The sequence below is a fragment of the Tardiphaga sp. genome, from assembly GCF_025356345.1.
GTDB lineage: Bacteria > Pseudomonadota > Alphaproteobacteria > Rhizobiales > Xanthobacteraceae > Tardiphaga.
Genome location: NZ_JANXTC010000198.1, coordinates 1 through 23537, shown reverse-complemented (window position 1 = coordinate 23537; position 23537 = coordinate 1). Strand labels below are relative to the sequence as shown.

At 64.2% G+C, this 23537-nt stretch carries 27 protein-coding genes; 12 read left to right on the top strand and 15 right to left on the bottom strand.

Annotated elements, in window-relative coordinates; genetic code table 11:
• Positions 1–180 precede the first annotated feature (180 nt).
• From Q0S16_RS11990 to Q0S16_RS11980, 3 genes are all read left to right on the top strand, one after another.
• Positions 181–1389 (top strand): FAD-dependent oxidoreductase, encoded by a 1209-nt coding sequence (locus Q0S16_RS11990; RefSeq protein ID WP_295848458.1) that lies wholly within the window; start codon positions 181–183, stop codon positions 1387–1389.
• A 16-nt stretch (positions 1390–1405) separates the two neighbouring features.
• A complete protein-coding gene (locus Q0S16_RS11985) occupies positions 1406–2191 on the top strand; it encodes an IclR family transcriptional regulator C-terminal domain-containing protein (RefSeq protein WP_295848457.1) in 786 nt (261 codons plus the stop codon).
• 178 nt (positions 2192–2369) lie between these two features.
• Positions 2370–2714 carry a 5-carboxymethyl-2-hydroxymuconate Delta-isomerase gene (locus Q0S16_RS11980; protein ID WP_295848455.1) on the top strand — a complete coding sequence of 115 codons (345 nt, stop codon included), beginning with the start codon at positions 2370–2372 and terminating at the stop codon, positions 2712–2714.
• 147 nt (positions 2715–2861) lie between these two features.
• On the opposite strand, the gene Q0S16_RS11975 is transcribed toward Q0S16_RS11980, so the two are convergent.
• From Q0S16_RS11975 to phnG, 10 genes are all read right to left on the bottom strand, one after another.
• Entirely contained in the window at positions 2862–3164 is a 303-nt protein-coding gene (locus Q0S16_RS11975; RefSeq protein WP_295848453.1) for an HU family DNA-binding protein, read from the bottom strand.
• A gap of 240 nt (positions 3165–3404) precedes the next feature.
• The gene (locus tag Q0S16_RS11970) at positions 3405–4025 is read right to left on the bottom strand and encodes a pyridoxamine 5'-phosphate oxidase family protein (protein ID WP_295848451.1); all 621 of its coding nucleotides are present in this window, start codon (positions 4023–4025) and stop codon (positions 3405–3407) included.
• Positions 4026–4066: 41 nt separating this feature from the next.
• The gene (phnN, locus tag Q0S16_RS11965; RefSeq protein WP_295848449.1) at positions 4067–4642 is read right to left on the bottom strand and encodes a phosphonate metabolism protein/1,5-bisphosphokinase (PRPP-forming) PhnN; all 576 of its coding nucleotides are present in this window, start codon (positions 4640–4642) and stop codon (positions 4067–4069) included.
• Entirely contained in the window at positions 4639–5796 is a 1158-nt protein-coding gene (locus Q0S16_RS11960; RefSeq protein ID WP_295848447.1) for an alpha-D-ribose 1-methylphosphonate 5-triphosphate diphosphatase, read from the bottom strand. Before Q0S16_RS11960 ends, phnN begins: the two co-directional genes overlap by 4 nt.
• Positions 5797–5807: 11 nt before the next feature.
• Positions 5808–6506: a phosphonate C-P lyase system protein PhnL gene (gene phnL / locus Q0S16_RS11955; RefSeq protein WP_295848446.1), complete on the bottom strand. Its 699-nt coding sequence runs from the start codon at positions 6504–6506 to the stop codon at positions 5808–5810.
• A 7-nt stretch (positions 6507–6513) separates the two neighbouring features.
• Positions 6514–7317, bottom strand: a complete 804-nt coding sequence (gene phnK / locus Q0S16_RS11950; protein ID WP_295848444.1) for a phosphonate C-P lyase system protein PhnK — start codon at positions 7315–7317, stop codon at positions 6514–6516.
• Positions 7310–8191, bottom strand: a complete 882-nt coding sequence (locus Q0S16_RS11945; protein WP_295848442.1) for an alpha-D-ribose 1-methylphosphonate 5-phosphate C-P-lyase PhnJ — start codon at positions 8189–8191, stop codon at positions 7310–7312. Before Q0S16_RS11945 ends, phnK begins: the two co-directional genes overlap by 8 nt.
• Positions 8188–9306: a carbon-phosphorus lyase complex subunit PhnI gene (locus tag Q0S16_RS11940; RefSeq protein WP_295848441.1), complete on the bottom strand. Its 1119-nt coding sequence runs from the start codon at positions 9304–9306 to the stop codon at positions 8188–8190. The genes Q0S16_RS11945 and Q0S16_RS11940 overlap by 4 nt, the downstream gene beginning before the upstream one ends.
• Before the next feature lie 2 nt (positions 9307–9308).
• Positions 9309–9917, bottom strand: a complete 609-nt coding sequence (gene phnH / locus Q0S16_RS11935; protein ID WP_295848439.1) for a phosphonate C-P lyase system protein PhnH — start codon at positions 9915–9917, stop codon at positions 9309–9311.
• A 2-nt stretch (positions 9918–9919) separates the two neighbouring features.
• The gene (phnG, locus tag Q0S16_RS11930; protein ID WP_295848438.1) at positions 9920–10381 is read right to left on the bottom strand and encodes a phosphonate C-P lyase system protein PhnG; all 462 of its coding nucleotides are present in this window, start codon (positions 10379–10381) and stop codon (positions 9920–9922) included.
• A 128-nt stretch (positions 10382–10509) separates the two neighbouring features.
• Between phnG and phnF the strand changes: the two genes are divergently transcribed.
• Entirely contained in the window at positions 10510–11238 is a 729-nt protein-coding gene (gene phnF / locus Q0S16_RS11925) for a phosphonate metabolism transcriptional regulator PhnF (protein ID WP_295848436.1), read from the top strand.
• Positions 11239–11367: 129 nt separating this feature from the next.
• Here the strand turns inward: phnF and phnE (Q0S16_RS11920) are convergent, their stop codons facing one another.
• The 4 genes from phnE (Q0S16_RS11920) to phnC form a co-directional block, all read right to left on the bottom strand.
• Complete coding sequence (gene phnE / locus Q0S16_RS11920) at positions 11368–12216, bottom strand: phosphonate ABC transporter, permease protein PhnE (RefSeq protein WP_295848475.1); 849 nt, start codon at positions 12214–12216, stop codon at positions 11368–11370.
• 11 nt (positions 12217–12227) lie between these two features.
• Positions 12228–13112 (bottom strand): phosphonate ABC transporter, permease protein PhnE, encoded by an 885-nt coding sequence (gene phnE / locus Q0S16_RS11915; protein WP_295848434.1) that lies wholly within the window; start codon positions 13110–13112, stop codon positions 12228–12230.
• Between the two features lie 77 nt (positions 13113–13189).
• On the bottom strand, positions 13190–14128 hold the full coding sequence (phnD, locus tag Q0S16_RS11910; protein WP_295848432.1) for a phosphonate ABC transporter substrate-binding protein: 939 nt from the start codon (positions 14126–14128) through the stop codon (positions 13190–13192).
• Between the two features lie 68 nt (positions 14129–14196).
• Entirely contained in the window at positions 14197–15012 is an 816-nt protein-coding gene (gene phnC / locus Q0S16_RS11905) for a phosphonate ABC transporter ATP-binding protein (protein WP_295848430.1), read from the bottom strand.
• A 189-nt stretch (positions 15013–15201) separates the two neighbouring features.
• Here phnC and Q0S16_RS11900 point away from each other — a divergent pair, with 189 nt between their 5' ends.
• The 6 genes from Q0S16_RS11900 to fghA all read left to right on the top strand — a co-directional run bounded on the left by Q0S16_RS11900 (position 15202) and on the right by fghA (position 20709).
• A complete protein-coding gene (locus Q0S16_RS11900; RefSeq protein WP_295848427.1) occupies positions 15202–15861 on the top strand; it encodes a DapH/DapD/GlmU-related protein in 660 nt (219 codons plus the stop codon).
• The gene (locus tag Q0S16_RS11895) at positions 15858–17051 is read left to right on the top strand and encodes an alpha-D-ribose 1-methylphosphonate 5-triphosphate diphosphatase (RefSeq protein ID WP_295848474.1); all 1194 of its coding nucleotides are present in this window, start codon (positions 15858–15860) and stop codon (positions 17049–17051) included. The genes Q0S16_RS11900 and Q0S16_RS11895 overlap by 4 nt, the downstream gene beginning before the upstream one ends.
• Before the next feature lie 22 nt (positions 17052–17073).
• Complete coding sequence (locus Q0S16_RS11890) at positions 17074–17799, top strand: DUF1045 domain-containing protein (RefSeq protein WP_295848425.1); 726 nt, start codon at positions 17074–17076, stop codon at positions 17797–17799.
• Positions 17800–18027: 228 nt separating this feature from the next.
• Positions 18028–19137, top strand: a complete 1110-nt coding sequence (locus tag Q0S16_RS11885; protein ID WP_295848423.1) for an S-(hydroxymethyl)glutathione dehydrogenase/class III alcohol dehydrogenase — start codon at positions 18028–18030, stop codon at positions 19135–19137.
• A 36-nt stretch (positions 19138–19173) separates the two neighbouring features.
• On the top strand, positions 19174–19743 hold the full coding sequence (gene gfa / locus Q0S16_RS11880; protein ID WP_295848420.1) for an S-(hydroxymethyl)glutathione synthase: 570 nt from the start codon (positions 19174–19176) through the stop codon (positions 19741–19743).
• 120 nt (positions 19744–19863) lie between these two features.
• Positions 19864–20709: an S-formylglutathione hydrolase gene (gene fghA / locus Q0S16_RS11875; protein ID WP_295848419.1), complete on the top strand. Its 846-nt coding sequence runs from the start codon at positions 19864–19866 to the stop codon at positions 20707–20709.
• Between the two features lie 89 nt (positions 20710–20798).
• Here fghA and Q0S16_RS11870 read toward each other — a convergent pair whose 3' ends face one another.
• The gene (locus tag Q0S16_RS11870; protein ID WP_295848417.1) at positions 20799–21332 is read right to left on the bottom strand and encodes a DUF3280 domain-containing protein; all 534 of its coding nucleotides are present in this window, start codon (positions 21330–21332) and stop codon (positions 20799–20801) included.
• A 129-nt stretch (positions 21333–21461) separates the two neighbouring features.
• On the opposite strand from Q0S16_RS11870, the gene Q0S16_RS11865 reads away from it, so the two are divergent.
• Together Q0S16_RS11865 and Q0S16_RS11860 are read left to right on the top strand one after the other, a co-directional pair.
• The gene (locus tag Q0S16_RS11865; protein ID WP_295848416.1) at positions 21462–22643 is read left to right on the top strand and encodes an ABC transporter substrate-binding protein; all 1182 of its coding nucleotides are present in this window, start codon (positions 21462–21464) and stop codon (positions 22641–22643) included.
• A gap of 131 nt (positions 22644–22774) precedes the next feature.
• The coding region (locus Q0S16_RS11860; RefSeq protein ID WP_295848472.1) for a PQQ-dependent catabolism-associated beta-propeller protein at positions 22775–23537 on the top strand (763 nt) is incomplete at its 3' end.

Below are 23537 nucleotides of genomic sequence, written 5' to 3'. Positions count from 1 at the left end.
CAATTCTTCTGGCACGAATTGCCCCGATAACATGCAGTGGCGTGACCGAACGGCGGACGCGCCATCTTGTGCGAAGCGAACACATGTTCGATATACGAGCAGTATTGAGGAGCTTGCGATGCCCGGAACCGTCTCTGTTGTTATCGCCGCGATCGAAAGCCTGCGCGCTTGAGCGGGCTGGTGATCATCGGTGCGTCCTATGCAGGCGTGCAGGCCGGCATCAGCGCCCGCGAAAAGGGCTATCAGGCGCCGATCCGCATCGTGGCCGACGAGATCCATTTGCCCTATCAGCGCCCGCCGCTGTCGAAAGCGTTTTTGTCCGGCGGCGTCGCCCACGGCAACCTGATCCTGCGTGGCGACGATTATTTCAAAGCGCAAAACATCGAGATGATGTTGGGCCATCGCGCCATCCGCATCGACCGCGCGGCGAACCACGTCGAGCTCGAAAGCGGCCAACATCTTGCCTACGACGCACTGCTGATCGCCACCGGCTCGCGCGCGCGGCAGCTTGCGGTGCCGGGCGCTGAACACGCCGGCATCGTCTATCTGCGTACGCTGGACCACGCGATGAACCTGAAACCGAAGCTCGAGGCGGCGCGCGAGGTCGTGATCATCGGCGGTGGTTTCATCGGGCTCGAAGTCGCGGCCACCGCGGCCAAGGCCGGCAAGAAGGTGGTGATCATCGAAGCCGCGTCGCGGCTGCTGGAGCGCGCGGTCTCGCCGCTGATCTCCGAATTCCTGCGCGATGCCCACCTTGCTCACGGCGTCGATATTCGTTTCAACCGAAGCGTCACCGCCATCGAAAACAGCGGCCCCCTGCATGAGGTCATCTGCTCCAACGGCGACCGCGCGCGCGGCGACCTGATCCTTGCCGGCATTGGCGGCATGCCCAATGATGAGCTGGCATCGGCCGCGGGCGTAATCTGCGCCAACGGCATCGACGTCGACGAATTCGGCCAGAGCAGCGTGCCCAACATCTACGCCGCCGGCGATTGCAGCAACCATCACAATTTGTTTGCCGGCCGCCGCGTGCGGCTTGAATCAGTGCAGAACGCCACCGACCAGGGCAAGGCGGCGGGCGCGGCCATTGCGGGCAAGCCCGAACCCTATATCGCCGTACCGCGGTTCTGGTCCGACCAGTATGATTACAAATTGCAGATTGTCGGCCTGTCTGCGCCGGACGATCTGGCGGTCGTGCGCGGCGCCATCGCCGAAGGGAAATTCTCGGTGTTCTATTATCGCGGCGCAAAACTGATGGCGGTGGACAGCATCAACCGGCCGGGCGACCAGATGATCGCACGCCGCTTCATCGCCGCGTCGCTGTCACCGACGCCGGAACAGGCCGCCGACGTCGCGTTCGACCTCAAGCGACTGGAAGCCGTCGCTTGAACCGGGAGCACGCGCCGTGGTGAAGCTGAAGCGCGAAGGCGAGGCGCGCGGCAATACTGACTTCATCGAGAGCCTCGATCGCGGCCTGCGCGTATTCGAACTGTTCGGCGCCGATGCGAAACCGATGACGCTGAGTGATCTCGCCAGGGCCGCCAACCTGCCGCGTGCCACCGCGCGCCGCATCCTGTTCACGCTGGAGCGCGCCGGCTTTGTATCCAGCGACGGCAAGCTGTTCAGCCTGACGCCGCGGGTGCTGGTGCTGGCGGCGGCGTATCTCTCCTCCAACCAGGTCGTCGCCGTGCTGCAGCCCGTGCTCGACCGGTTGTCGAGCGCGGCGCAGGAAATCTCCTCGCTGGCGATCCTCGATGGCGACGAGGTGATCTTCATCGCCCGCGCCAGCCCAGCGCGGGTGTTCTCCGCCGGCATCGACCTCGGCTACCGGCTGCCGGCGTTCTGCACCTCGGTCGGCCGCGCCATGCTCGGCAAATTTTCCAACGCCGACCTCGCGCAGGCCCTCGGTGCCATGCAACGCCGGGCGATGACGCCCTACACCGTCACCGACAAGGAGTTGCTGCTCGCCACCATCATGACCGATCGCGAAAAAGGCTATTCGCTGGTTGACCGCGAGGCCGAGCCCGGCTTCCGCTCGATCTCGGTACCGGTGCGGCGCTATGACGGCGAGATCGTAGCGGCGATCAACATGGGCGCCCATGTCGACCGCATCTCCACCGGCGAGATGATCGACCGCTTTTTGCCGCTGCTGCGCGAGGCGTCGGACTCGGTGAAGTCACTGCTGCTATAGATACTCAATCGCCTGCGGCCGACATTGCGAGGAGCTCTCGCGACGAAACAATCCAGTTCTTACGGAGCTTGTGACCTCTGGATCGCCGCATCGCGGAGTTTATCGGTCCGGCGAAGCCGAACCCGCTGGCTCCTCGCAATGACGGCGGAGACGCCTGATCGTCCCAAGGAATTGAGCCATGCCGCATATCATCATTGAACATTCCACCGACGGCCATGGCAGTCTGGACGCCGCCAGCCTGATGCAGTCGCTGCATGACGCCGCCGCGGCGACCGGCGTGGTACAGGCTGCCGATCTCAAGATCCGTGCAACGGCGTTCGAACACTATCTTGTGGCCGGGCGGCGCGACGGCTTCTGCCACGTGTCGCTGTATTTGCTGGAAGGCCGCACGCCGGAGCAGAAGGTGCTGCTGAGCGAGGCGCTGCGTGCGGCGATGGTTCGACTGTTGCCGGCGACGAAAAGCCTCAGTGTCGACATCCGCGACATGGATGCGGTGGCCTACAAGAAGCGGCTGCTCGAGTGACGCGTCGTCATTCCGGGGCGCGAGCGGCACCAGCCGCGAGCGAACCCGGAACGACAGCGCGAAACGACAACGGCGCGGCACTCCGCAGAATGCCGCGCCGTTCTCTATTCACTTGCTGCGGCCGCCTTGCGGCGACCGCGGGTCAGATCAGACCGCGTCCTTGGCGGCCTTGACCGGACGGGCGCGCACGATCTTGCGGGCCGGCTTGGCCTTGAACACCATCGGCTCGCCATTGAAGGGGTTGGTGCCCTTGCGCGCCTTGGTGGCGGGCTTCTTGATAACGACGAACTTGGCGAAGCCGGGGACCAGGAAGACGCCGTTCTTCTTGAGTTCCTTGTAGCCGATCACGGCCAGGGTCTCGAGAACGCCCTTGACGTCCTTCTTGGTCAGATCGACGTGGGCCTCGTTGATTTTCTCGATCAGCTGCGACTTCGTCATTTGGTCGGCCATGGTGCACCTTTGTTTCCGTGATTCGGTGAAACAAACACTATGGGGAAACGCGGCAAAAAACCCCTACTCCGTGAGATTTTCACAGATTTCGTCGGATATACTAGCGTTTTGGGGCCCGCATGGCGTGATTCGGCTTGTGCGACAGGGTTTGCGACACCCGACAAGCCCAAAACCTACAGCCAAAGGGTCTACAGATTCGGATTTACGCGCGGCATGCGAGCGTTCCCCCTGTGCCGCCCGTTACCAGAGCGTCTGCCTTGCCCGCTCCGGCCAGACCCGGTCGTATTCCGCCCCGCCAACCCTGCTCTCGCTCATCTCCGCCAGGATTTGTCCGGGGCTAGGCAGCGTCGCGGTATCGACGCGCTTGTCCGGGTTCCACAGCTCGGAGCGCACGATGGCGCGGGCACACTGGAAATAGATTTCACCGACGGTCATGACGATCACCGAACGCGGCGGCTTGCTGTCCACCGCGAAGGACGCCAGCAGATCCGGCTCGACCGACAGCTGCGCGGCGCCGTTGATGCGCAGCGTGGTGCCGGCGCCGGGGATCAGGAACAGCAGGGCCACGCGGGGGTCGCGCACGATATTCCGCAGCGAGTCGACGCGGTTGTTGCCGCGGCGATCCGGCAACATCAGGGTGTTGTCGTCGTGAATGCGGACGAAGCCCGGCAAATCGCCGCGCGGCGAGCAGTCCAGCCCTTCCGGGCCGGCGGTGGCCAGCGCGACGAAGGGCGAGACCTCGATCAGCCGGCGATAGGACGGCGTGATCCGGTCCGCGACCTTGGCGGTCGAGGCTTCGCCAATGCTGGCCCATTCGCCGTAGATCTGTTCGAGCTGTTCAATGGTGGTGATCACGGACATCAGGAACCTCCTCTGAAAGCGCGGGTCGCCGCCGCCCCTTATTAGCCACGGATGGCACGAACAAATTCATTGGCATGATGTTCGGCGGGCCCGACATTCTGGATCGTCACCTCGGGCGCGGCGTCGCCGACGTCGCGGCGCAGCCGTTCCCCGACGGGGCCGTCGCTGGAACGACCGCGCGACGCCAGCCGCGCGGCCAGAACGTCCGGCGGCGCGGTGATCAACACCACCACCACATCGGCATAGGCCATCCGAAGGCTTGGGATCATCGTACGCGAGATATTGGCGACGACGCAGCGTCCGGCACGGATCTCATCGTCGATGCTTCCCGGCAGCGCGTAGCTCAAGCCATGGGCTTCCCAGTCCGCGGCGAACTCGCCACGCGCCCGCGCCTGCGCAAACGCCGCTGACGAGACCTGCAGATTATTTTCATAGGCGGAGGCCTCGCGCGTCACCACGCGGCGCGCAAACACCACGGTGTCATCGCCGGCGCAGGCGGCCCGCGCGAGATCGATCAGCGTATCCTTGCCGGCGCCGGACGGCCCGACCACCAGCACCAGCCGGCCGGGACCGATCTTCGCGAGCCCGACCTCGGATATCGCCGAAATATCGGTCATGCCACCCGATGCCCCTCGCGCCAGACGCTGCGCACCACCGGCAGATCACGCGCCACATGGACGCGGATGATGTCGGCGCGCTTACCGACCGCGATCTCGCCGCGGTCCGACAGGCCGACCGCCTCGGCGGGACGTTTGGTCACCGTGCGCACGGCAGCCGCGAGATCGATCGAGGGGACGCGGTCCGGCAGCTGCAGCGCCGCCATCAGCAGGCTGGACGGGATGTAATCCGACGACAGGATATCGAGCAGGCCTTCGCGCGCCAGATCGATGGCGGCGATGTTGCCGGAATGCGAGCCGTTGCGCACCACATTCGGCGCCCCCATCAGGATGCCGACGCCAGCCGCGTGCAGGCCGCGCGCGGCCTCCAGCGTGGTCGGGAATTCGGCGACCGAGACGCCGTCGCGGAGCGCGTCCACGACGTTCTCGCAGGTGGTGTCGTCATGGCTGGCCAGAGGAATGCTGTGCCGCTGCGCCAGCGCCACGATGTCGCGCATGTTGTCGGCGGCATAGAGCCGCTGGTATTCGAAGCGCTGCGCGAACAATTCGTCGAGTTCGGCGTCGGTCTTGCCGGCGCCCTTGCCGCGATAATAGGTCCGCAGCTTGGCCTCGTCGCGAAACTGGCGCTGGCCCGGCGTGTGGTCCATCAGCGACAGTAGCCGCACGTCGGGCCGGCCAATCAATTCCCTGCATTCATCGACCACGCTGGGCATCGGAATCTCGCAGCGCAGATGCAGGAAGTGATCAGCGCGCAGCAGGTCGGCGTCACGCGCGGATGAAATGGCCTCGGCCAACAGCCCGGCGTGGCCGTCGGCCTCCTCGGCCCCCTTCTCGCGCCACACCCGCAATGAATCCAGCACTGTCGTGATGCCCGAGGTCGCGAGCTGCCCGTCATAGGAAATCACCGCGGCCACCGGATCCCAGAACACTTTTGGCCGCGGCACGAAATGCGCCTCGAGATGGTCGGTGTGCAGCTCGATCAGGCCGGGCATGATCAGGTCACCATGGGCGTCGTCGGCCCCCGCCGGCGCGTCGCCCTCACCGAACTCCGCGATCTTGCCATCGGCGAAGGCGATCCAGCCCTGTTCGATGACCCGATCTGCCAGCACGATTTTCGCGTTCCCGATCAATGTTTCCTTATGTGTCGTTTTCATCTTCTTCTTTCTCAGGCGTTCGCGGCGAACGATGTCACATCGACCAGCCGGTCAGCAATCAGATGACGGACTTCGTCGTCATGGACAATGGCGACCATGGCGACGCCGGCGCGCTTCTTCTCGGCGACCAGATCGACCACCACGGCGCGGTTGGCGGCGTCCAGCGAGGCGGTCGGTTCGTCGAGCAGCAGGATCGGCAGATCGGAGATGAAACCGCGCGCGATATTGACGCGTTGCTGCTCGCCGCCGGAGAAAGTCGAGGGCGGCAGCTTCCACAGCCGAACTGGAATATTGAGTTTCCGTAACAGCACAGCCGCCCGCTCGCGTGCTTCGTCGCGCGCCACGCCCGCGGCAAGCAGCGGCTCCGCGACGACATCCAAAGAAGCAACCCGCGGCACGGCACGCAAAAACTGACTGACATAGCCGATAGTATTGCGGCGGACGCTGAGAATCTGCCGCGGCTCGGCGGTAACGAGATCGATCGGCATGCCCAGATGCTGAACATTGATGGCGCCGCCATCGCAGCGATAATTGCCGAAAATCATCTTCAGGATCGAGGATTTCCCCGCCCCCGAAGGACCTGACAGCACGACGCATTCGCCGGGCGCCACGTGAAACGACACGCCGCGTACCACGGGAAGGCGAATGCCGTCCTGCAGGTGCATCACAAAGGTCTTTTCCGCGTTGCGGATGTCGATCATTGGAATCATGTGCGCCTCACGCCGGCAGGATCGAGGAAACGAGCAGTTGCGTATAGGGCTCGCGGGGATCGTCGAGCACCTGGTCGGTCAGGCCGGTCTCGATGACACGGCCGCCCTGCATCACCATCACCCGGTGCGACAGCAACCGCGCCACCGCCAGATCATGGGTGACGACAATCGCGGCGAGGCCGAGTTCGCTGACCAGCGTGCGCATCATATCCAGCAGACGCGCCTGCACCGAGACGTCGAGGCCGCCGGTCGGCTCGTCCATGAATACCAGACGCGGTTCGGTGACCAGATTGCGCGCGATCTGCAGCCGCTGCCGCATGCCGCCGGAATAGGTTTTGGGCGCGTCGTCGATGCGGTCGACCGAAATCTCGACGCGCTCCAGCCAGGACGCGGCGGTCTGCCGGATCTTGCCGTAATGATTATGCCCGACCGCCATCAGCCGCTCGCCGACATTGGCGCCGGCCGACACCCCCATCCGCAGGCCCATCGCCGCGTCCTGATGCACAAAGCCCCAATCGGTACGGAACAAAAACCGCCGTTCGGCCTCGCCGAGGGCGGCGAGATCGCGCATCACGCCGTCGCGCATGCGATAGGCCACCGAGCCGGCGTTCGGCGTCATCTGCGCCGACAGCAATTGCAGTAGCGTCGACTTGCCCGAACCGGACTCACCGACGATCGCCAGCACTTCGCCGGGATACAGCGCAAAGGACACATCGCGGCAGGCGTGCAGCCGGCCAAAGGATTTTGAAAGACCTTCGGCGAGCAACAGCGGCTGGTCGCCATGATCCGGGGCACGGGTCACATCAAGCATGTCGGTTCTCCGCGTAGGGGGCGCTTTCGCTGCCGCGATGGCCGTTGGCCTGCCGCGTCTCGCAGAAATCGGTGTCGGAGCAGACGAACATCCGGCTGCCGGCATTGTCGGTCACGATCTCGTCCAGATAGGAATCGCCGGCGTCGCACAGCGCGCAGCAGGCGTCATGCTTGTAGCGCGTGAACGGATGATCCTCGAAATCCAGCGATACCACCGACGTAAATGGCGGGATCGCATAGATCCGCTTTTCGCGGCCGGCGCCAAACAGCTGCAGCGCCGGGCAATTGTCCATCTTCGGATTGTCGAACTTCGGCGTCGGCGACGGGTCCATCACATAGCGCGCATTGACCTTGACCGGATAGGCATAAGCGGTGGCGATATGGCCGAAGCGCGCAATGTCCTCATAGAGCTTCACATGCATCAGCCCGTATTCGCCAAGCGCATGCATGCGCCTTGTCTCGGTCTCGCGCGGCTCGAGGAAGCGCAAAGGCTCCGGGATCGGCACCTGGTAGACCAGCACCTGGCTCATCTGCAGCGGCGCTTCTGGAATGCGGTGGCGGGTCTGAATCACAGTTGCATCGAGCGTGCTGGTGGTGACGGCAACGCCCGCGGTCTTCTGGAAGAATTTGCGGATCGAGATCGCATTGGTGGTGTCGTCGGAGCCCTGATCGATGACCTTCAACACGTCCCCGGCGCCGAGGATCGCCGCGGTGAGCTGCACGCCGCCGGTGCCCCAGCCATAGGGCATCGGCATCTCGCGCGACGCGAACGGCACCTGATAGCCGGGAATCGCGATCGCCTTCAGGATGGCGCGACGGATCATCCGCTTGGTCTGTTCGTCCAGATAGGCGAAATTATATGTCGGCGCGTTCATTCCGCGGCCTCCTTCATGGCATCGGGCGCGGCATCAGGTTTTTCCTGGGCATCGAAAAACTCTGCGCGGATCTTTCGCAGCAGCCCGAGTTCGGACTGGAAGTCGACGTAATGCGGCAGCTTCAGATGCTCGACAAACCCGGTCGCCTGCACATTGTCGGAATGCGACAGTACGAATTCCTCGTCCTGCGACGGGGCCACGACGTCCTCGCCGAGTTCGCGCGCGCGCAGCGCGCGGTCGACCAGCGCCATCGACATCACCTTTCGCTCGGACTGCCCGAAGGCCAGGCCATAGCCGCGGGTGAAGCACGGCGCCTCGGTGTCGCTGCCCTTGAACTGGTTGACCATCTGGCATTCCGTCAGCGTGATGGCGCCGAGCGGCACCGCGAAGCCGACATCCTCCGCCATGAACTCCACTTCGACTTCACCGAGCCGAATCTCGCCCGCGAACGGATGGTTGCGGCCGTAACCGCGCTGCGACGAATAGCCGAGCGACAACAAAAAGCCTTCGTCGGCACGCGCGAGATTCTGCAGCCGCAGATCGCGGTCCGCCGGAAAACTCAGCGCGTCGCGGGTGAGGTCGCCGACCGCTTGATCCGAATTTTCGGCGGGCGAGGATTCGATCAGGCCATCGCGGCCGAGGATGTCGGTGACGCGCGGCATCACCGCCGGCTGCGCTTCGGCCATCGCAGGCTGCTCGGGCAAGGATTCCCCGGTCAGCACCGGATCGAGCAGCCGGTGCGTATAATCGAACGTCGATCCCAGGATCTGGCCGCCGGGCATATCCTTGAAGGTCGAGGAAAACCGGCGTCTTACCCGCATCTGCGAGGTATCGACGGCCTCGCTGGTGCCAAAGCGCGGCAGCGTCGCGCGGAAGGCACGCAGCAGGAAGATCGCCTCGATCATGTCGCCGCGCGCCTGCTTGATCGCCAGCGCCGCGAGTTCGCGGTCATACAGCGAACCCTCGGTCATGACGCGATCGACGCCGAGGCTGAGCTGCTCGGAGATCTGCGCCAGCGAGACTTCAGGCACGGCGCGGTCACCGCGGCGTTCATGCGCCAGCAAACGATGCGCATTTTCGATGGCGCGTTCGCCACCCTTGACGGCGACATACATGTTCAGCCCTCCTTCGCGACGAGGCGCGTGGTGCGCGGAATCGCGACGATGGAATCATCGGCCACCAAAACGAGATCGATGCCGCGCGGAAACAAGGTGGCATTGAGTGCGAGACGATCGAGCCAGTCCGGCAGGTCGATGGTCGCGCGCAAGGTCGTGACGCCGTCGATGCCGGGGCCGCGCAATTCATAGGCAGGGCCGTCGGTCAGGCTCGCAACCTGCAGGATGATGGTGGTCGAGCGGTCAGGATATTCACCCGTACCGAACGAAAAATTGTCGAAATCCGGCAGCTGGCGGGGCTCGCCAATCAAGGCAAAACTGCAAACCGAGGCCCCGGCGATCACCGGCGCGCTGGTGTGAAATTTGATCCACTTGGCGACGTCAGACGTCGCGGCCATGCTGGCGTCGAGCCATACCGGCGTATCCTGATCGAACAGCGTCAGCGCGATCGCGGCCGAGCCGCGCATCAGCGGCGCCGGCACCCCGGAGGCGGCCTCGATGCGCTGAATCTGGCCGGGCCGCGCCATCGCATCCATCACCGAACGGAAGGTGGACTGCGCCGACGCCACCTTGTCCGCGAAACCCGCCGGCATTTCTGCAATCGTGGTCATGATCAGCCCTCTCCGCGCACGAGCGTGTAGAAATCGACTTTGGTAGCCGCGGTCTCGGCTGCCTGGCGCCGCCGGTCATCGGCAATATGCGCACGCAACGGCGCCAGGACCTGCTTCTCCATCGCGTCGGCAAACACCTCGTTCTGGATCAGCGCGTCGCACAGCGCGATCAGGCCGGCTTTTTCGTGATCACGGCCTAGCGTGTAACCGAAGCCGACCTCCCCGCTCGACAGCCGCACCGCGGCGCGCGACACCGTCGCCTCACCGAGATTGAACAATGCGCCGTCGCCACCGATCCGGCCGCGCAGCATCACCAGGCCGTTTTCCGGTTCGCGCAGCGCCTGATGCGCGGGAATGTCGATGGCTACGAGATGGCCGGCGATTTCCGCCGTGGCGGCGTGGACGAGCACCGCCATCGCGGACTGCCGTCGGGTCTGCTGGCCGTTGAGGGAGGCTGCGGTCATGGCTTCCTGGTCCGGTTCAAGTTGTCTATAACGTTAGACAACTTGATAGACCCATGCAATGACCCTTTCGTGACAGCGACATGATTTTTCGCTACCACGGCGCGACAACTTCGTGAGACCACATCATCGTGACCATTCAGGACAGACCGACCGGCGTGGCATTGTGGCGGCAGGTCGCCGACGGCATTGAACGCGACATTGCCGCCGGCCGTTTTCCGGCCGGCGACAAGCTGCCGGGCGAGACGGATATCGCCGAGACCTACCGGGTCAATCGCCACACCGTGCGCCGCGCGCTGGCAACGCTGGCGGAACGGGGCCTGGTACGCGCCGAGCGCGGCAGCGGCACCTATGTCGAAGCCCCGAAGCTGACCTATCCGCTGCGCTCGCGGACGCGGTTCTCGGAGATCGTCGGCGCCGGCGGCCGCGAGCCGGACGGTCGGCTGATCGATGCCATCACCGAGCCCGCGACCCGCGATCTCGCCAGGCAACTCGGACTGAAGGCCGGCGCGCCGCTGGTCCGGATCGAGGCGCTGCGTTTAGCTGACAAGGCGCCGATCTGCATCGGCACCACCTGGTTTTCCGCGCAACGCTTTCCCGATGCCGCCGAGGTCTATGCCCGGCTGAATTCAACGACAAAGACGCTGGCGCATTACGGCATCCGCGATTATCGAAGACTCTCCACCCGCATCACGGCGGCGGTCGTCGATGCCGCCGACGCCGCGCGGCTCGACCTCGCGCTGGGCCGGCCAATCCTGATCGTCGACAGCACGGATGTTGATCTGGACGGCACGCCGCTGAAAGTCTCGCGCTCGCGCTTTGTCGCCGAGCGGGTCGAATTCGTGGTGGAGAACGGATAGCGGCCAGTCACCGCGCCCTCCCCCGTCATTGCGAGGAGCCCTTGCGACGAAGCAATCCAGTTTGCGTTTGGGATTTTCTGGATTGCCGCGTCGCTTCGCTCCTCGCAATGACAGCGGCTACTACAGCGATTACACCACGGCCCTTCGCCCGATGATCGCAAAGCGAAGGCGACTGGAGATGAAGTCGATCGCCGCCACCGCGACCAGGATCATCAGGATCAGGAACGACACTTTCTGCCATTCCAGCACGCGGATCTGTTCGGCTAGCTGCAGCCCGATGCCGCCGGCGCCGACAATGCCGATGATGGTGGCGGAGCGGGTATTGGATTCAATGAAATACAGCACCTGACCGGCGATCACCGGCAATACCTGCGGCAGCAGACCGAAGCGGATTTCGTGCAGCGGGCTGCCGCCCGCGGCGCGAACACCCTCGACCTGCTTCTTGTCGGCGGCCTCGATCGCCTCCGAGAACAATTTGCCGAATGCTCCGAAGTCGGACACAGCGATGGCCAGCACGCCGGCGAACGGCCCGAGCCCGACCACATTGATCCAGACCAGCGCCCAGATCAGCGTATCGACGCCGCGAATCGAATCGAGAAACCGCCGCACCGGGAAGCGCAACCAGGGCGACGGAATGATGTTTCGCGCGGCAAGCAGGCTGACGGGCAGCGCGAAAACGGCGGCCAGAGTCGTTCCCAGCAGCGCGATCGATAGCGTCTCGCCCATCGCGACAAGATAGGCCGGCAGCGAGGAGCCGGGGTCCGGCGGCACCATCATCATCACGATCCAGCCAAGCTGCTTGACCCCGGCCAGCATCCGCGCTGGGGAGAATTCCAGCTCGTTGAGCCCGAAAATGAACAGCGCCAGCGCGGCGACAAAGATCGCCGGCACCGCGGCACGCGACGACATCGGCCGGTTGAACACCGCCGGATAGCGCGCGCGCAGCTCCTCGCTATTGGCGCTCGGCAGCTTCCTCATCGGCGGTTTGCTCACGATCTGGCTTCCTTGCCGAACAGCCGGCCGCGCATCCAGCCGGTGCCGATGTCGATGATGAACACGGTGACGATAATCATCAGCAGGATGGCGCTGACATCGGAGTAGTAGAATTTTCTGACCGCGACGACGAGTTCCTGGCCGATGCCGCCCGCACCGACGAAGCCCATCACCGAGGCGCCGCGCACATTGATCTCGAAGCGCAGCAGCGTGTAGCTGGCGAAGCCGGCGGCGACCTGCGGCAGCACGGCAAAGCGCATGCAGTCGGTCCAGCTGGCGCCGGTGGAGCGAATGCCCTCGACCGGCTTCATGTCGATATTCTCGACGATCTCGCTGTATTGTTTGCCGAGCGCGCCGACGCAGTGAATCGCGATCGCCAGCACGCCGGCCATCGGGCCGAGGCCGAAGGCGATGACGAAGATCAGCGCGAACACGATGTCCGGCACGGTGCGGCAGAACTCCATGACGCGCTTGACAACAAAGCGCAGCGACGCCGACGGCGCGGTATTCTCGGCTGCGAGAAAGTTCAGGCCGAAAGCAAGGACGGCGCCGACCAGCGTGCCGACATAGCTGATCAGCACGGTCTCGCCGAGCAGCGACAACCACTTCTGCCAGCCCCAGAACCACTCGCCGATGTCCGACCACGCGCGAACGCCGCTATCGAGCGTAAAAATGCGGTCGAAATAGCTGACAAAATTACCGATCTTGCCAAACAGCGTGCCGAGATTGACCTCCGCTCCCATCGCCGCGATCAGCAGCGCGGCACACCCCACCGCGGTCACCAGCGTGGTGCGCAGCCGCTTCTTCGCCACCGCCTTGCGGTAGGCGTCGTTCAGCGCCGCGAGCTGCTGGCTCGGCAGAATGGAAACGGCGGCGGGCATGGCGGTACCTTCGTGAAATTCAGACAAAGAAAAAGAGCCGGGTCACATGGACCCGGCTCCCTTGAATCATGCAGTAATCAGGATGCCTTCTTCTTGCGCAGCGCGTCGACAAACTTGATCAGGTCGATGGTCGCGTCCCAGTCCTTGGTGGTGGCGGCGTGGAAGCCCTTCTTCTGGCCATCCGACAATCTGTCGAACGCGGCCTTGTCCTTGGTCGGCGCATCGACAAACGCCTTGGCGATCGCGGCCTTGAGGTCGGCCGGCAGGTCGGAACTGTAGGCATAGGGGCCGTTGATGATCGGCGCTGATTTATGGACGATACGGAAGTCTTCCTTCTTCATCGGCGTACCATCGGCATTCTTCAGCATGCCCTTGTGCAACATCTGCGACAAAGTGGAGTCGTCGTCGTTGGTCCACTGGTTGGCGGCGACATCGACGGTGCCCTGCGACAACGCCAGCAGCGCGTTCTCGTGGCTGCCGGTGAACACCACCTTGCTGAAATAGGTGTCGGCGTCCGAGATGCCCATCTTGTCGAGTTCAAAGCGCGGTACGTTGTTGCCCGAGGTCGAGTTCGGATCGACCAGGCCGAGATTCTTGCCCTTCAGATTATCGATGGTCTTGTAGGCGCTGTTCGCCTTGACGAAGAACACCGAGTAATAGCCGGTCGAGCCATCGGCATTGATGTCATTGGCGAAGGCATCGGTCATCACGCCGGTGAGGCGGGCGCGCGCGAACGAGGCCGAGCCATAGCTGGCGATCTGGATGTTGCCGGCGCGCTGGCCTTCGATCACCGCGGCGTAGTCATTGGCGATGCGCAGATTGATCTTCACGCCCAGCTCTTTCGAGAGGTAGGACACGAACGGCGCCCAGCGTTCGGTCACGCCCGAGGCATTTTCCGCCGGGATGATGGCGAAGGTCAGTTCTGGATATTTGGTCTTGTAATCCTGCGCCGAGGCGGCGGAAGTGGCCAGCGCCAGCGCCGCGGCGCTGAGCAGAACAAGTCGGCGAGTGATCATGGTAGTCCCCATTGTGATCGATGTTGAACGCGTTTGCGAATACAAACGGATATGTCGGCGACGTAACCTCAGGCCACGGCGGCTTCGTTGAAGGCCAGCACCGGCTCACCGGCCGGCACGTGGCCGCTTTTGGTGCCCATCACCTCGTCGGCCTCGAGATCATAAAGCTCGCGGGCGATGTGTTCGGTCAGCGCGGCTGGCGCGCCGTCAAACACGATACGGCCGGCGGACATGCCGATCAGCCGGTCGCAATAGGTCCGCGCCAGGTCCAGCGAGTGCAAATTGCACATCACGGTGATGCCGAAATGCTTGTTGATGCGCAGCAGCGCATCCATCACGATGCGGGTATTGCGCGGATCCAGCGACGCGATCGGCTCGTCGGCCAGAATGATATCGGGCTGCTGCACCAGCGCGCGGGCAATGGCTACGCGCTGCTGCTGGCCGCCGGACAGCTGATCGGCACGCTGCGCCGCCAATGATGCCATGTCGAACTGCTCCAGCGCCGACATCGCCAGCGCGCGGTCTTCTTCCGGCCACATCTGGGTCAACGAGCGCCATTGCGGCATGCCGGACAGCCGCCCCATCAGGACATTGGTCAGAACGTCGAGACGCCCGACCAGATTGAACTGTTGAAAGATCATCGCCGAACGCGCGCGCCACTGGCGCAGGTCGCGACCGCGCAGCGCGGTGACATCGACGCCGTCATAGGAGATCCGGCCAGAGGTCGGTTCGGCCAGGCGGTTGATCATGCGCAGCATGGTCGACTTGCCGGCCCCCGAGCGCCCGATGACGCCAACGAAGGCGCCCGGCTGAACTGCGAACGACGCATTATCAACGGCTGCCTTGGCGCCGAACCGGCACGTCAGACCTTCAACCACCAGCATGGAAAACTCCAATGACCTTATGCAAGGTCACCGGTAACGCCGGTGCTTGACAGTGATGTGACACGCGCCGTTTTGTACCGCCTTTCAACAATCCCGGGCAAAGTTACTTGACCGTCATGACGTCGTCATGAAACGACTCGAAGAGAAGCGCGCGTCGCATCCGACGTCGTCTTTATCTGTGAGTGCAGCATGGCCGGAAAAAACCTGTCCCTTGATCCCGCCGTCGATCCGAGCGCGAAGCTCGGCGACACCGTGCTCGGCGCCTATTGCGAAGTCGGCGCCCGCACGATTCTGCAGGAAGTGACGATGGGCGACTATTCTTACGTCGTGAATGACGCACAGATCACCTATACGACGATTGGAAAATTCTGCTCGATCGCGGCGATGACGCGGATCAATCCCGGCAACCATCCGATGCACCGCGCGACCCAGGCGCATTTCACCTATCGCGCCAGCGCCTATTTTCCGGGAGAAGCCGACGACGCCGAATTCTTCGACTGGCGCCGCGAGCATCACGTCAGCATCGGCCATGACGTCTGGATCGGCCATGGCGCCATCGTGCTGCCCGGCCGCAACATCGGCACAGGCGCGGTGATCGCCGCCGGTGCAATCGTTACCAAGGATGTGCCCGCCTACACCATTGTCGCCGGCAACCCGGCCCGTATCATCCGCCGCCGCTTCCCGGAGGATGTCGCCGCGGGACTTGCCGAGCTGGCATGGTGGGACTGGGACCACGAGACGCTGCGGCTGGCACTGCCGGATTTCCGCACGCTTGCCGTACAGGATTTTTTGAGAAAACATCAATCGGGTGGCTCGGCGGCCGCCACCCAGCAGATGGCGGCGACCTGATGGATATCTTCGTTGAAGGCGGACGCACCCTCATCGGCGGCGAGCTGATCGAGACCTCGCTGCAGGTTTGTGGCAGCGAGATCGTCAGTCTCGGGGAGAACGCCGCGCAAGGCGGGCTCGGACTGGACGCAGGCGACCTGCTGGTATTACCGGGAATCATCGACCTCCATGGCGACGCTTTTGAGCGTCAGTTGATGCCGCGGCCCGGCGTCGATTTCCCGGTCGATGTCGCGCTGATCGACAGCGACCGCCAGGCGATCGCTAATGGTATCACCACCGTGTTCCACGGCACGACCTGGTCGTGGGAGCCGGGCCTGCGCGGCGCCGACAATGCGCGAAGCCTGCTCGCCGCGATCGAGACGCAGCGGCCGCAACTCGCGGCCGATACCCGTTTCCATCTGCGGCAGGAGACTTATAATCTGGAGGCCGAGGCCGAGATCACGCAGTGGCTCGCGGACGGGCGCATCGATCTTCTGGCCTTCAACGACCACATCGAGACCAGCCTGCACAATCCGAAAAAGCCTGAAAAACGTATCCGCATGGCGGAGCGCACCGGGCTGACCGGCGAAGCCTTCGACCTGCTGGTACAGCGGGTGATCTCGCGCGCCGACGAAGTCCCATCCTCGATCGCGCGGCTGGCGCTGGCCGCCCGCGCAGCTGGCGTGCCGACCTTGTCCCATGACGACGAGACGCCCGCGATGCGCGCGGATTTTCGCAAGCTCGGCGTCGCCATCGCGGAATTTCCAATCAACGAGGAAACCGCGATCGCGGCGGCCGCGGCCGGCGACTTCATCGTGTTCGGCGCCCCGAATGTGGTGCGCGGCGGCAGCCACACCGGCTGGACCCGGGCCTCCGACATGATCGCCAAGGGGCTGTGCTCGGTGCTGGCGTCCGACTATTATTACCCGGCGCAACTATTGGCTGCGTTCAGGCTGGTCGCCGATGGCGTGCTGACACTGCCCGCGGCCTGGGCGCTGATCTCGTCGGCGCCGGCGAGCGCCGCCGGCCTCACCGACCGCGGCGTGCTCGCCGCCGGTCGCCGGGCCGACATCCTGCTGATCGACGACAGCATCGCGATGCGCCCGCGCATCGTGGCGGTGATCGCCAATGGCAGGCTGGTCCATCTCACCGATGCGCGCCGGTTGCTGCATCCGGCGGTGACCTCCCGCAAGGCGGTTGCGGCGGCGTGAAGCGTCTCTATGGTTCGGGGTCATGACGCCCCTCCCCCGTTACGCCATCTATTACGCCCCGGACCTCGACAGCGACCTGCATCGCTTCGGGGCCGCACTGCTCGGCTATGACGCCGGCAGCGGCGAAGCGATGCCGTTTCCGGCTGATGTGCTCGCGCAGGCGCCTGACTGGGCGACGCTGACCGACGATCCGCGCAAATACGGTTTCCACGGTACGCTGAAGGCGCCGTTCCCGCTCGCTGCGGGCAATACCGAGGCCGATCTCGTCGCCGCGTGCGAAAATTTTGCGGCCACGCCTCGCGCCATTCCCGTGATTGCCCCGGTGGTCCGGGCGATCAGCGGCTTCGTCGCCGTCGTGCCGGCCGAGCCATCGGCCGATCTCGGCGCGCTGGCGCAACATTGTGTAGAGACATTCGATCGCTTCCGGGCACCGATGACCCCCGAGGATCGCGCGCGCCGCCGTCCCGAAGCGCTCACCGCGCGTCAGGTCGAACAGCTCGATCGCTTCGGCTATCCCTATGTGCTGAACGATTTCCGGTTTCATATGACGCTGACCGGCCGGTTGACGTCCGAGCGCGGCGCGCCTGTGCTGGCGATGCTGCAGGAGCACTTCGCCGCGCTGGATCTGACATCACTGCGCATCGACCGCGTCGCACTGTTTCGGCAGGACGACAAATCCTCACGCTTCCGTATCGTCCGGCAGTTCACACTCGTCTCAACCCAGCACCGGATTTCGCAACTGCGGTAACGCGATAGCGAGAAATCTTCGCATCGCACCTGCGCCGCAAAATAAATCACCGTTTAAATGCACCGTCCTTGACGTTCCGCGCCAGCGTGCAATTATTTAACTTAACAACTGGAGCGGATCGTCGCGCCTCTCGCGTGAACCATGGCGTACGGCCTCTCAGGAACAGCAGCGGGAGCAGCGGCGCGTCAGCGCGGTTTGAATCCCGCGCCTGATAACCGGGAGTGGAACATGAAGACTCGCGCCGCCGTCGCCTTTCAGGCCAAGCAGCTACTCGAGGTCGTGGAATTGGATCTCGACGGCCCGAAGTCGGGCGAGGTGCTGGTCGAGATCAAGGCCACCGGCATCTGCCACACCGACGCCTATACGCTCGACGGCTTCGACAGCGAGGGCATATTTCCTTCCATCCTCGGCCACGAAGGCGCCGGCATCGTCCGCGAGGTCGGTCCCGGCGTCGCCTCGGTGAAGCCCGGCGACCACGTCATCCCGCTCTACACGCCGGAATGCCGGCAGTGCAAAAGCTGCCTGAGCCAGAAGACCAATCTGTGCACCGCGATCCGCGCCACCCAGGGCAAGGGCGTGATGCCCGACGGCACCTCGCGCTTCAGCTACAAGGGCACGCCGGTGTTTCATTATATGGGCTGCTCGACCTTCTCGAATTTCACGGTGCTGCCGGAGATCGCGGTGGCCAAGATCCGTGACGACGCGCCGTTCCAGAGCAGTTGCTATATCGGCTGTGGCGTCACCACCGGCGTCGGCGCCGTGGTCAACACCGCGAAGGTCACGCCCGGCTCCAATGTCGTAGTGTTCGGATTGGGCGGCATCGGCCTCAACGTGATCCAGGGCGCGCGCATGGTCGGCGCCGACAAGATCGTCGGCGTCGATCTCAACGATGACAAGGAGGGATGGGGCCGCCAGTTCGGCATGACGCATTTCGTCAACCCGAAGAAGATCGAGGGCGACATCGTCGCGCATCTGGTCGGCCTCACCGATGGCGGCGCCGATTATACCTTCGACTGCACCGGCAATACCATTGTGATGCGGCAGGCGCTGGAAGCCTGCCACCGCGGCTGGGGCGTCTCGGTGGTGATCGGCGTCGCGGAATCCGGCAAGGAGATCGCGACCCGTCCGTTCCAACTGGTCACCGGCCGGGTCTGGAAAGGTACCGCCTTCGGCGGCGCGCGCGGCCGCACCGACGTACCGAAGATCGTCGACTGGTACATGAACGGCAAGATCGAGATCGACCCGATGATCACCCATGTCCTCACGCTCGAGGATATCAACAAGGGCTTCGATCTGATGCACGAGGGCAAGTCGATCCGGTCGGTCGTCGTGTTCTGAACCACCCACCAAGAAACAAACAGGAGGATTGATCCCATGACCGTTCACATCCACCCCGCAGTCGATGATGGCGTCAAGCAGGGCTCCGGCCATTTCACCGGCGGCACGCTAGTCTGCAAATGCAAGGACCGCCCGGTAAAGGTCAGCGTCCGCGGCGACGTCCTGCATAATCACGCCTGCGGCTGCACCAAATGCTGGAAGCCCGATGGCGCCACCTTCTCGGTGGTCGCGGTGGTGCCGCGCGACAATGTCGCGGTGATCGAGAATGGCGACAAGCTGCATATTGTCGATACCTCCGCCACCATCCAGCGCCACGCCTGCAAGGTCTGTGGCACGCACATGTTCGGACGTATCGAGAACAAGGACCACGCGTTCTACGGCCTCGATTTCATCCATCCAGAATTATTCCAGGAGAGCGGGTCGGCGGCACCGGGTTTTGCGGCCTTCGTATCGTCGGTGATCGAAGCCGGCGTCGACCCGTCGCAGATGGACGGCATCCGCGCCCGGCTGAAGGAACTCGGGCTGGAACCCTATGACTGCCTGTCGCCGGCGCTGATGGACGCGCTCGCCGCGCAGGTCTCGAAGTCGCGAGCCAAAGCGGCCTGAACATCGCACCTGGCTAGCTGGCGCGGCGAGCTTGATCGGGCGGGGCCGGCGGTGGCATAAGCACCGCCAGCCGGGACACGTGTAAGACGTGTCCCGTTTGCCGCTGGAGCGAATGACACCATGACGATCGAAACTGTTTCGCTGACCCGGTCGCATGATGGCACGCAGGGCGTCTACAAGCATGCCAGCCGTGAGACTGGCACCGACATGACGTTCTCCGTGTTCCTGCCGCCGGCGGCCGGCGGCAAGCCCTGTCCGGTGGTGTGGTATCTCTCCGGCCTCACCTGCACCCATGCCAATGTCACCGAGAAGGGCGAGTATCGCCGCCTCTGCGCCGACCTCGGCCTGATCCTTGTGGCACCCGACACCAGCCCGCGTGGCCCGGACGTGCCGGGCGATGCCAACAATGCCTATGATTTTGGCCTCGGCGCCGGCTTTTATGTCGATGCGACGCAGCCGCGCTTTGCCAAGAACTACCGGATGTGGAGCTACGTCACCGAGGAACTTCCCGCGCTGATCGGCAAGAATTTTTCGGCGGATATGGACCGGCAATCGATCATGGGCCATTCGATGGGCGGCCATGGCGCGCTGACGATCGCGCTGCGCCATCCGCAACGGTTTCGCGCCGCCAGCGCGTTCTCGCCGATCGCCGCGCCGTCGCAGGTGCCATGGGGCATCAAGGCACTGTCAGGCTATCTCGGCGATGACCGCAAGGCCTGGCGCCGGCACGATGCGGTGGCGCTGATCGAGGATGGCGCGCGGTTTCCGGAATTGCTGGTCGATGTCGGCGACGCCGATCCGTTCCTCACCGAGCAATTGCGACCCGGCCTGCTGGAGAACGCCTGCGCCGACGCCGGCATCCCGCTGACGCTGCGCCGGCCCAGCGGCTATGACCACAGCTATTATTTCATTTCCAGTTTCATGGAAGACCATCTGCGCTGGCACGCCGCGCGGCTGCAGCCGTAGCGAGCTCTCGTTTCCCGGACGCGCCGCACCACACCGCGAAAGGCGGCGCGCTGCGCCGCGTCCGGGGAACGCGAACCGCGCGGCTTGCACTACTCCGGTTTGCCGTAATTCGGCGCCAGCAGACGGTTGCGCAGCAAATAGCTCACCGCGCGCGACCACGACTCATCCGTATTGCTGCGAAAATCCGCGCTCATCGCCGTGACCAGCCGCCCGGTGCGGGCGTTGCGAATATAGATATTCATGTTGAGGATCAGGTTCGACACTTTCTGCACCGTGCCGGTAATCGCCAGATCGGCGCCGAGTTTCTGCGCGTATTGAACGTCGCAGCCGCCGCAGGCCTGCAGATTGCTGTTATGCGCCTCGGCGCGGACCGGCGCGATATCGATCACGGCATATCTTCCGGAGTCCGTCAGCCCCCGTCGCAGTTGATCTCCGGCACGCAGCAGGCGCGCCTGCTCATCGGCACGCTGGCCATCCTTCTCGCCCTGCAGGCTGGTGTCGATCAATTCGAAATCAAACACCGCCGTCTTCGGCTGATCCTTTGACGGATCCTTGCGCTCGTCGGCGCGCGCGGTCGACAGCCATGCCAGCAACAGCACAGCCACGAACATGATTCTTCGCATGATCGTTCCCTCGACTGGAACCGGACACACCAAAATGTTCGTTGCAACTTAGGATAGATCAGCCATGTTTCAAGCAGGAAGTCTCCGGATCGGCGGCACGTCGAAGGGGACTCGTGGTGGGAGGCCTGCTTGGCCCGGTCTTTTTGGGCGATCGCCATTTGCATATGGGGCTCGGCGGCGTTCGGTGCCGAGCCGGCCGAGATCCGGATCGGCTATCTCGGCCCGGCCGCTATCCGGCCGAGCCTGTCGCTGGCCACGCAGCCCGCCGGGAATGACGGCGTCGCCGGCGCCCGCCTGGCCATCGAGGACAACAACACCACCGGGCGATTTCTCGATCAGCATTTTACGCTCGACGACGTGCGAACGAAGGACCGCGACGACGTCGGCGCCGCGGCGACAGCGATGGCCAACCGCGATGTCGGATTCATCGTCGCCGATCTTCCCGCCGATGCCCTGCTGCAAGCTTCCGATGCGGTGCGCGCGCGCGGCACGCTGCTGCTCAACGCCGGAGCCATCGACGACCGGCTGCGCGAGCAGGACTGTCGCGGTAACGTGCTTCACATCGCACCGACGCGATCGATGCTGGCCGACGCGCTGGCGCAGTATCTGGTGTGGAAACAATGGAAGCGCTGGCTGCTGGTGGCCGGCTCGCATCCCGAAGACCGACTCTATGCCGACGCGCTGCGCCGCGCCGCGACCCGCTTCGGCGCGAAGATCGTGCAGGAGCGGACCTTCGAAGACAGCGGCGGCGCTCGCCGCACCGACAGCGGCGTCACGCTGATCCAGCGGCAGATGCCGATCTTTACGCAATCGTCGCCGGCCCATGACGTGTTGGTCGCCGCCGATGAGAGCGAGGTGTTCGCGGCCTATCTGCCCTATCGGACCTGGGACCCGCGACCGGTCGCCGGCTCGGCGGGGCTGGTGCCGACCAGCTGGGATCCCGCGCATGATCAATGGGGCGCGGTGCAGCTACAAAACCGCTTCATGAAGCTCAATGCGCGGCGGATGACCGCGCGCGACATGCAGGCATGGACGGCGGTACGCATGATCGGCGAAGCCGCCGCCCGCGTGAAGTCCGGCGATACGAGAACGGTCACCGATTTCCTGAAGAGCCGGGATTTTTCGATCGCCGCCTTCAAGGGTCAGCGGCTCAGCCTGCGCGACTGGAACTGGCAGCTGCGGCAGCCGATCCTGCTCGCCGACGGCCGCATGGTGGTGTCGGTATCGCCACAAGAAGGCTTTCTGCATCAGGTCTCGGAACTCGACACGCTCGGCGTCGACCGGCCGGAGACGAAATGCAACTTGAAATGAGCGCGGACATGAACAACAGCAGTGGAGCGACAGCGACAGCCCCACCCCGTCATTGCGAGGAGCCCTTGCGACGAAGCAATTCAGCCTTCGCTTGCGGCCTGCTGGATTGCCGCGTCGCTTCGCTCCTCGCAATGACGGGGCTGGTGCCGGCGATCCGCCGCCTCGGTGTGATGACGATACTCGTTGTTTTTGCCGCAACGCCGGCCAGCGCCTACATCGCCTATGTCTCCAACGAAAAAAGCAACACCGTCTCGGTGATCGATACCGAGAGCTGGACGGTGACCAGGACCATCAAGGTCGGGCAGCGACCGCGCGGCATCGACTTCACCCGTGACGGCAGATCGGTTCTGGTCGCGGTCGGCGATGACGACACCATCGAGCTCATTGACGTCGCAAGGCAGGAAGTGGTCGACACCCTGCCCTCCGGCCCCGATCCCGAATTGTTCGTACAGGATGCAGAAGGCAGGCTGCTGTACGTCGCCAATGAGAACGACAACACCGTGACCATCATCGACATCGCCCGCCGCGCGCGGCTGGGCGAAGTGCAGGTCGGCGTCGAGCCGGAGGGCATGGCGATCAGCCCCGACGGCAAGATCCTGATCAACACCTCCGAGACCACCAACATGGCGCATTTCATCGACACCGCGACGCGCCAGGTCGTTGCCAATGTGCTGGTCGACTCGCGGCCGCGTTTCGCCGAATTCAAGCGTGACGGCTCCGAACTGTGGGTATCGTCGGAGATTGGCGGCACCGTGTCGGTGATCGATCCCGTTAAACACGTGGTGACCGGGAAGATCACCTTTGAGATTCCGGGCCTGCGGCGCGAGGCGATCCAGCCTGTCGGCATCGGCATGACCAAGGACGGCAAGACCGCCTTCATCGCGCTCGGCCCGG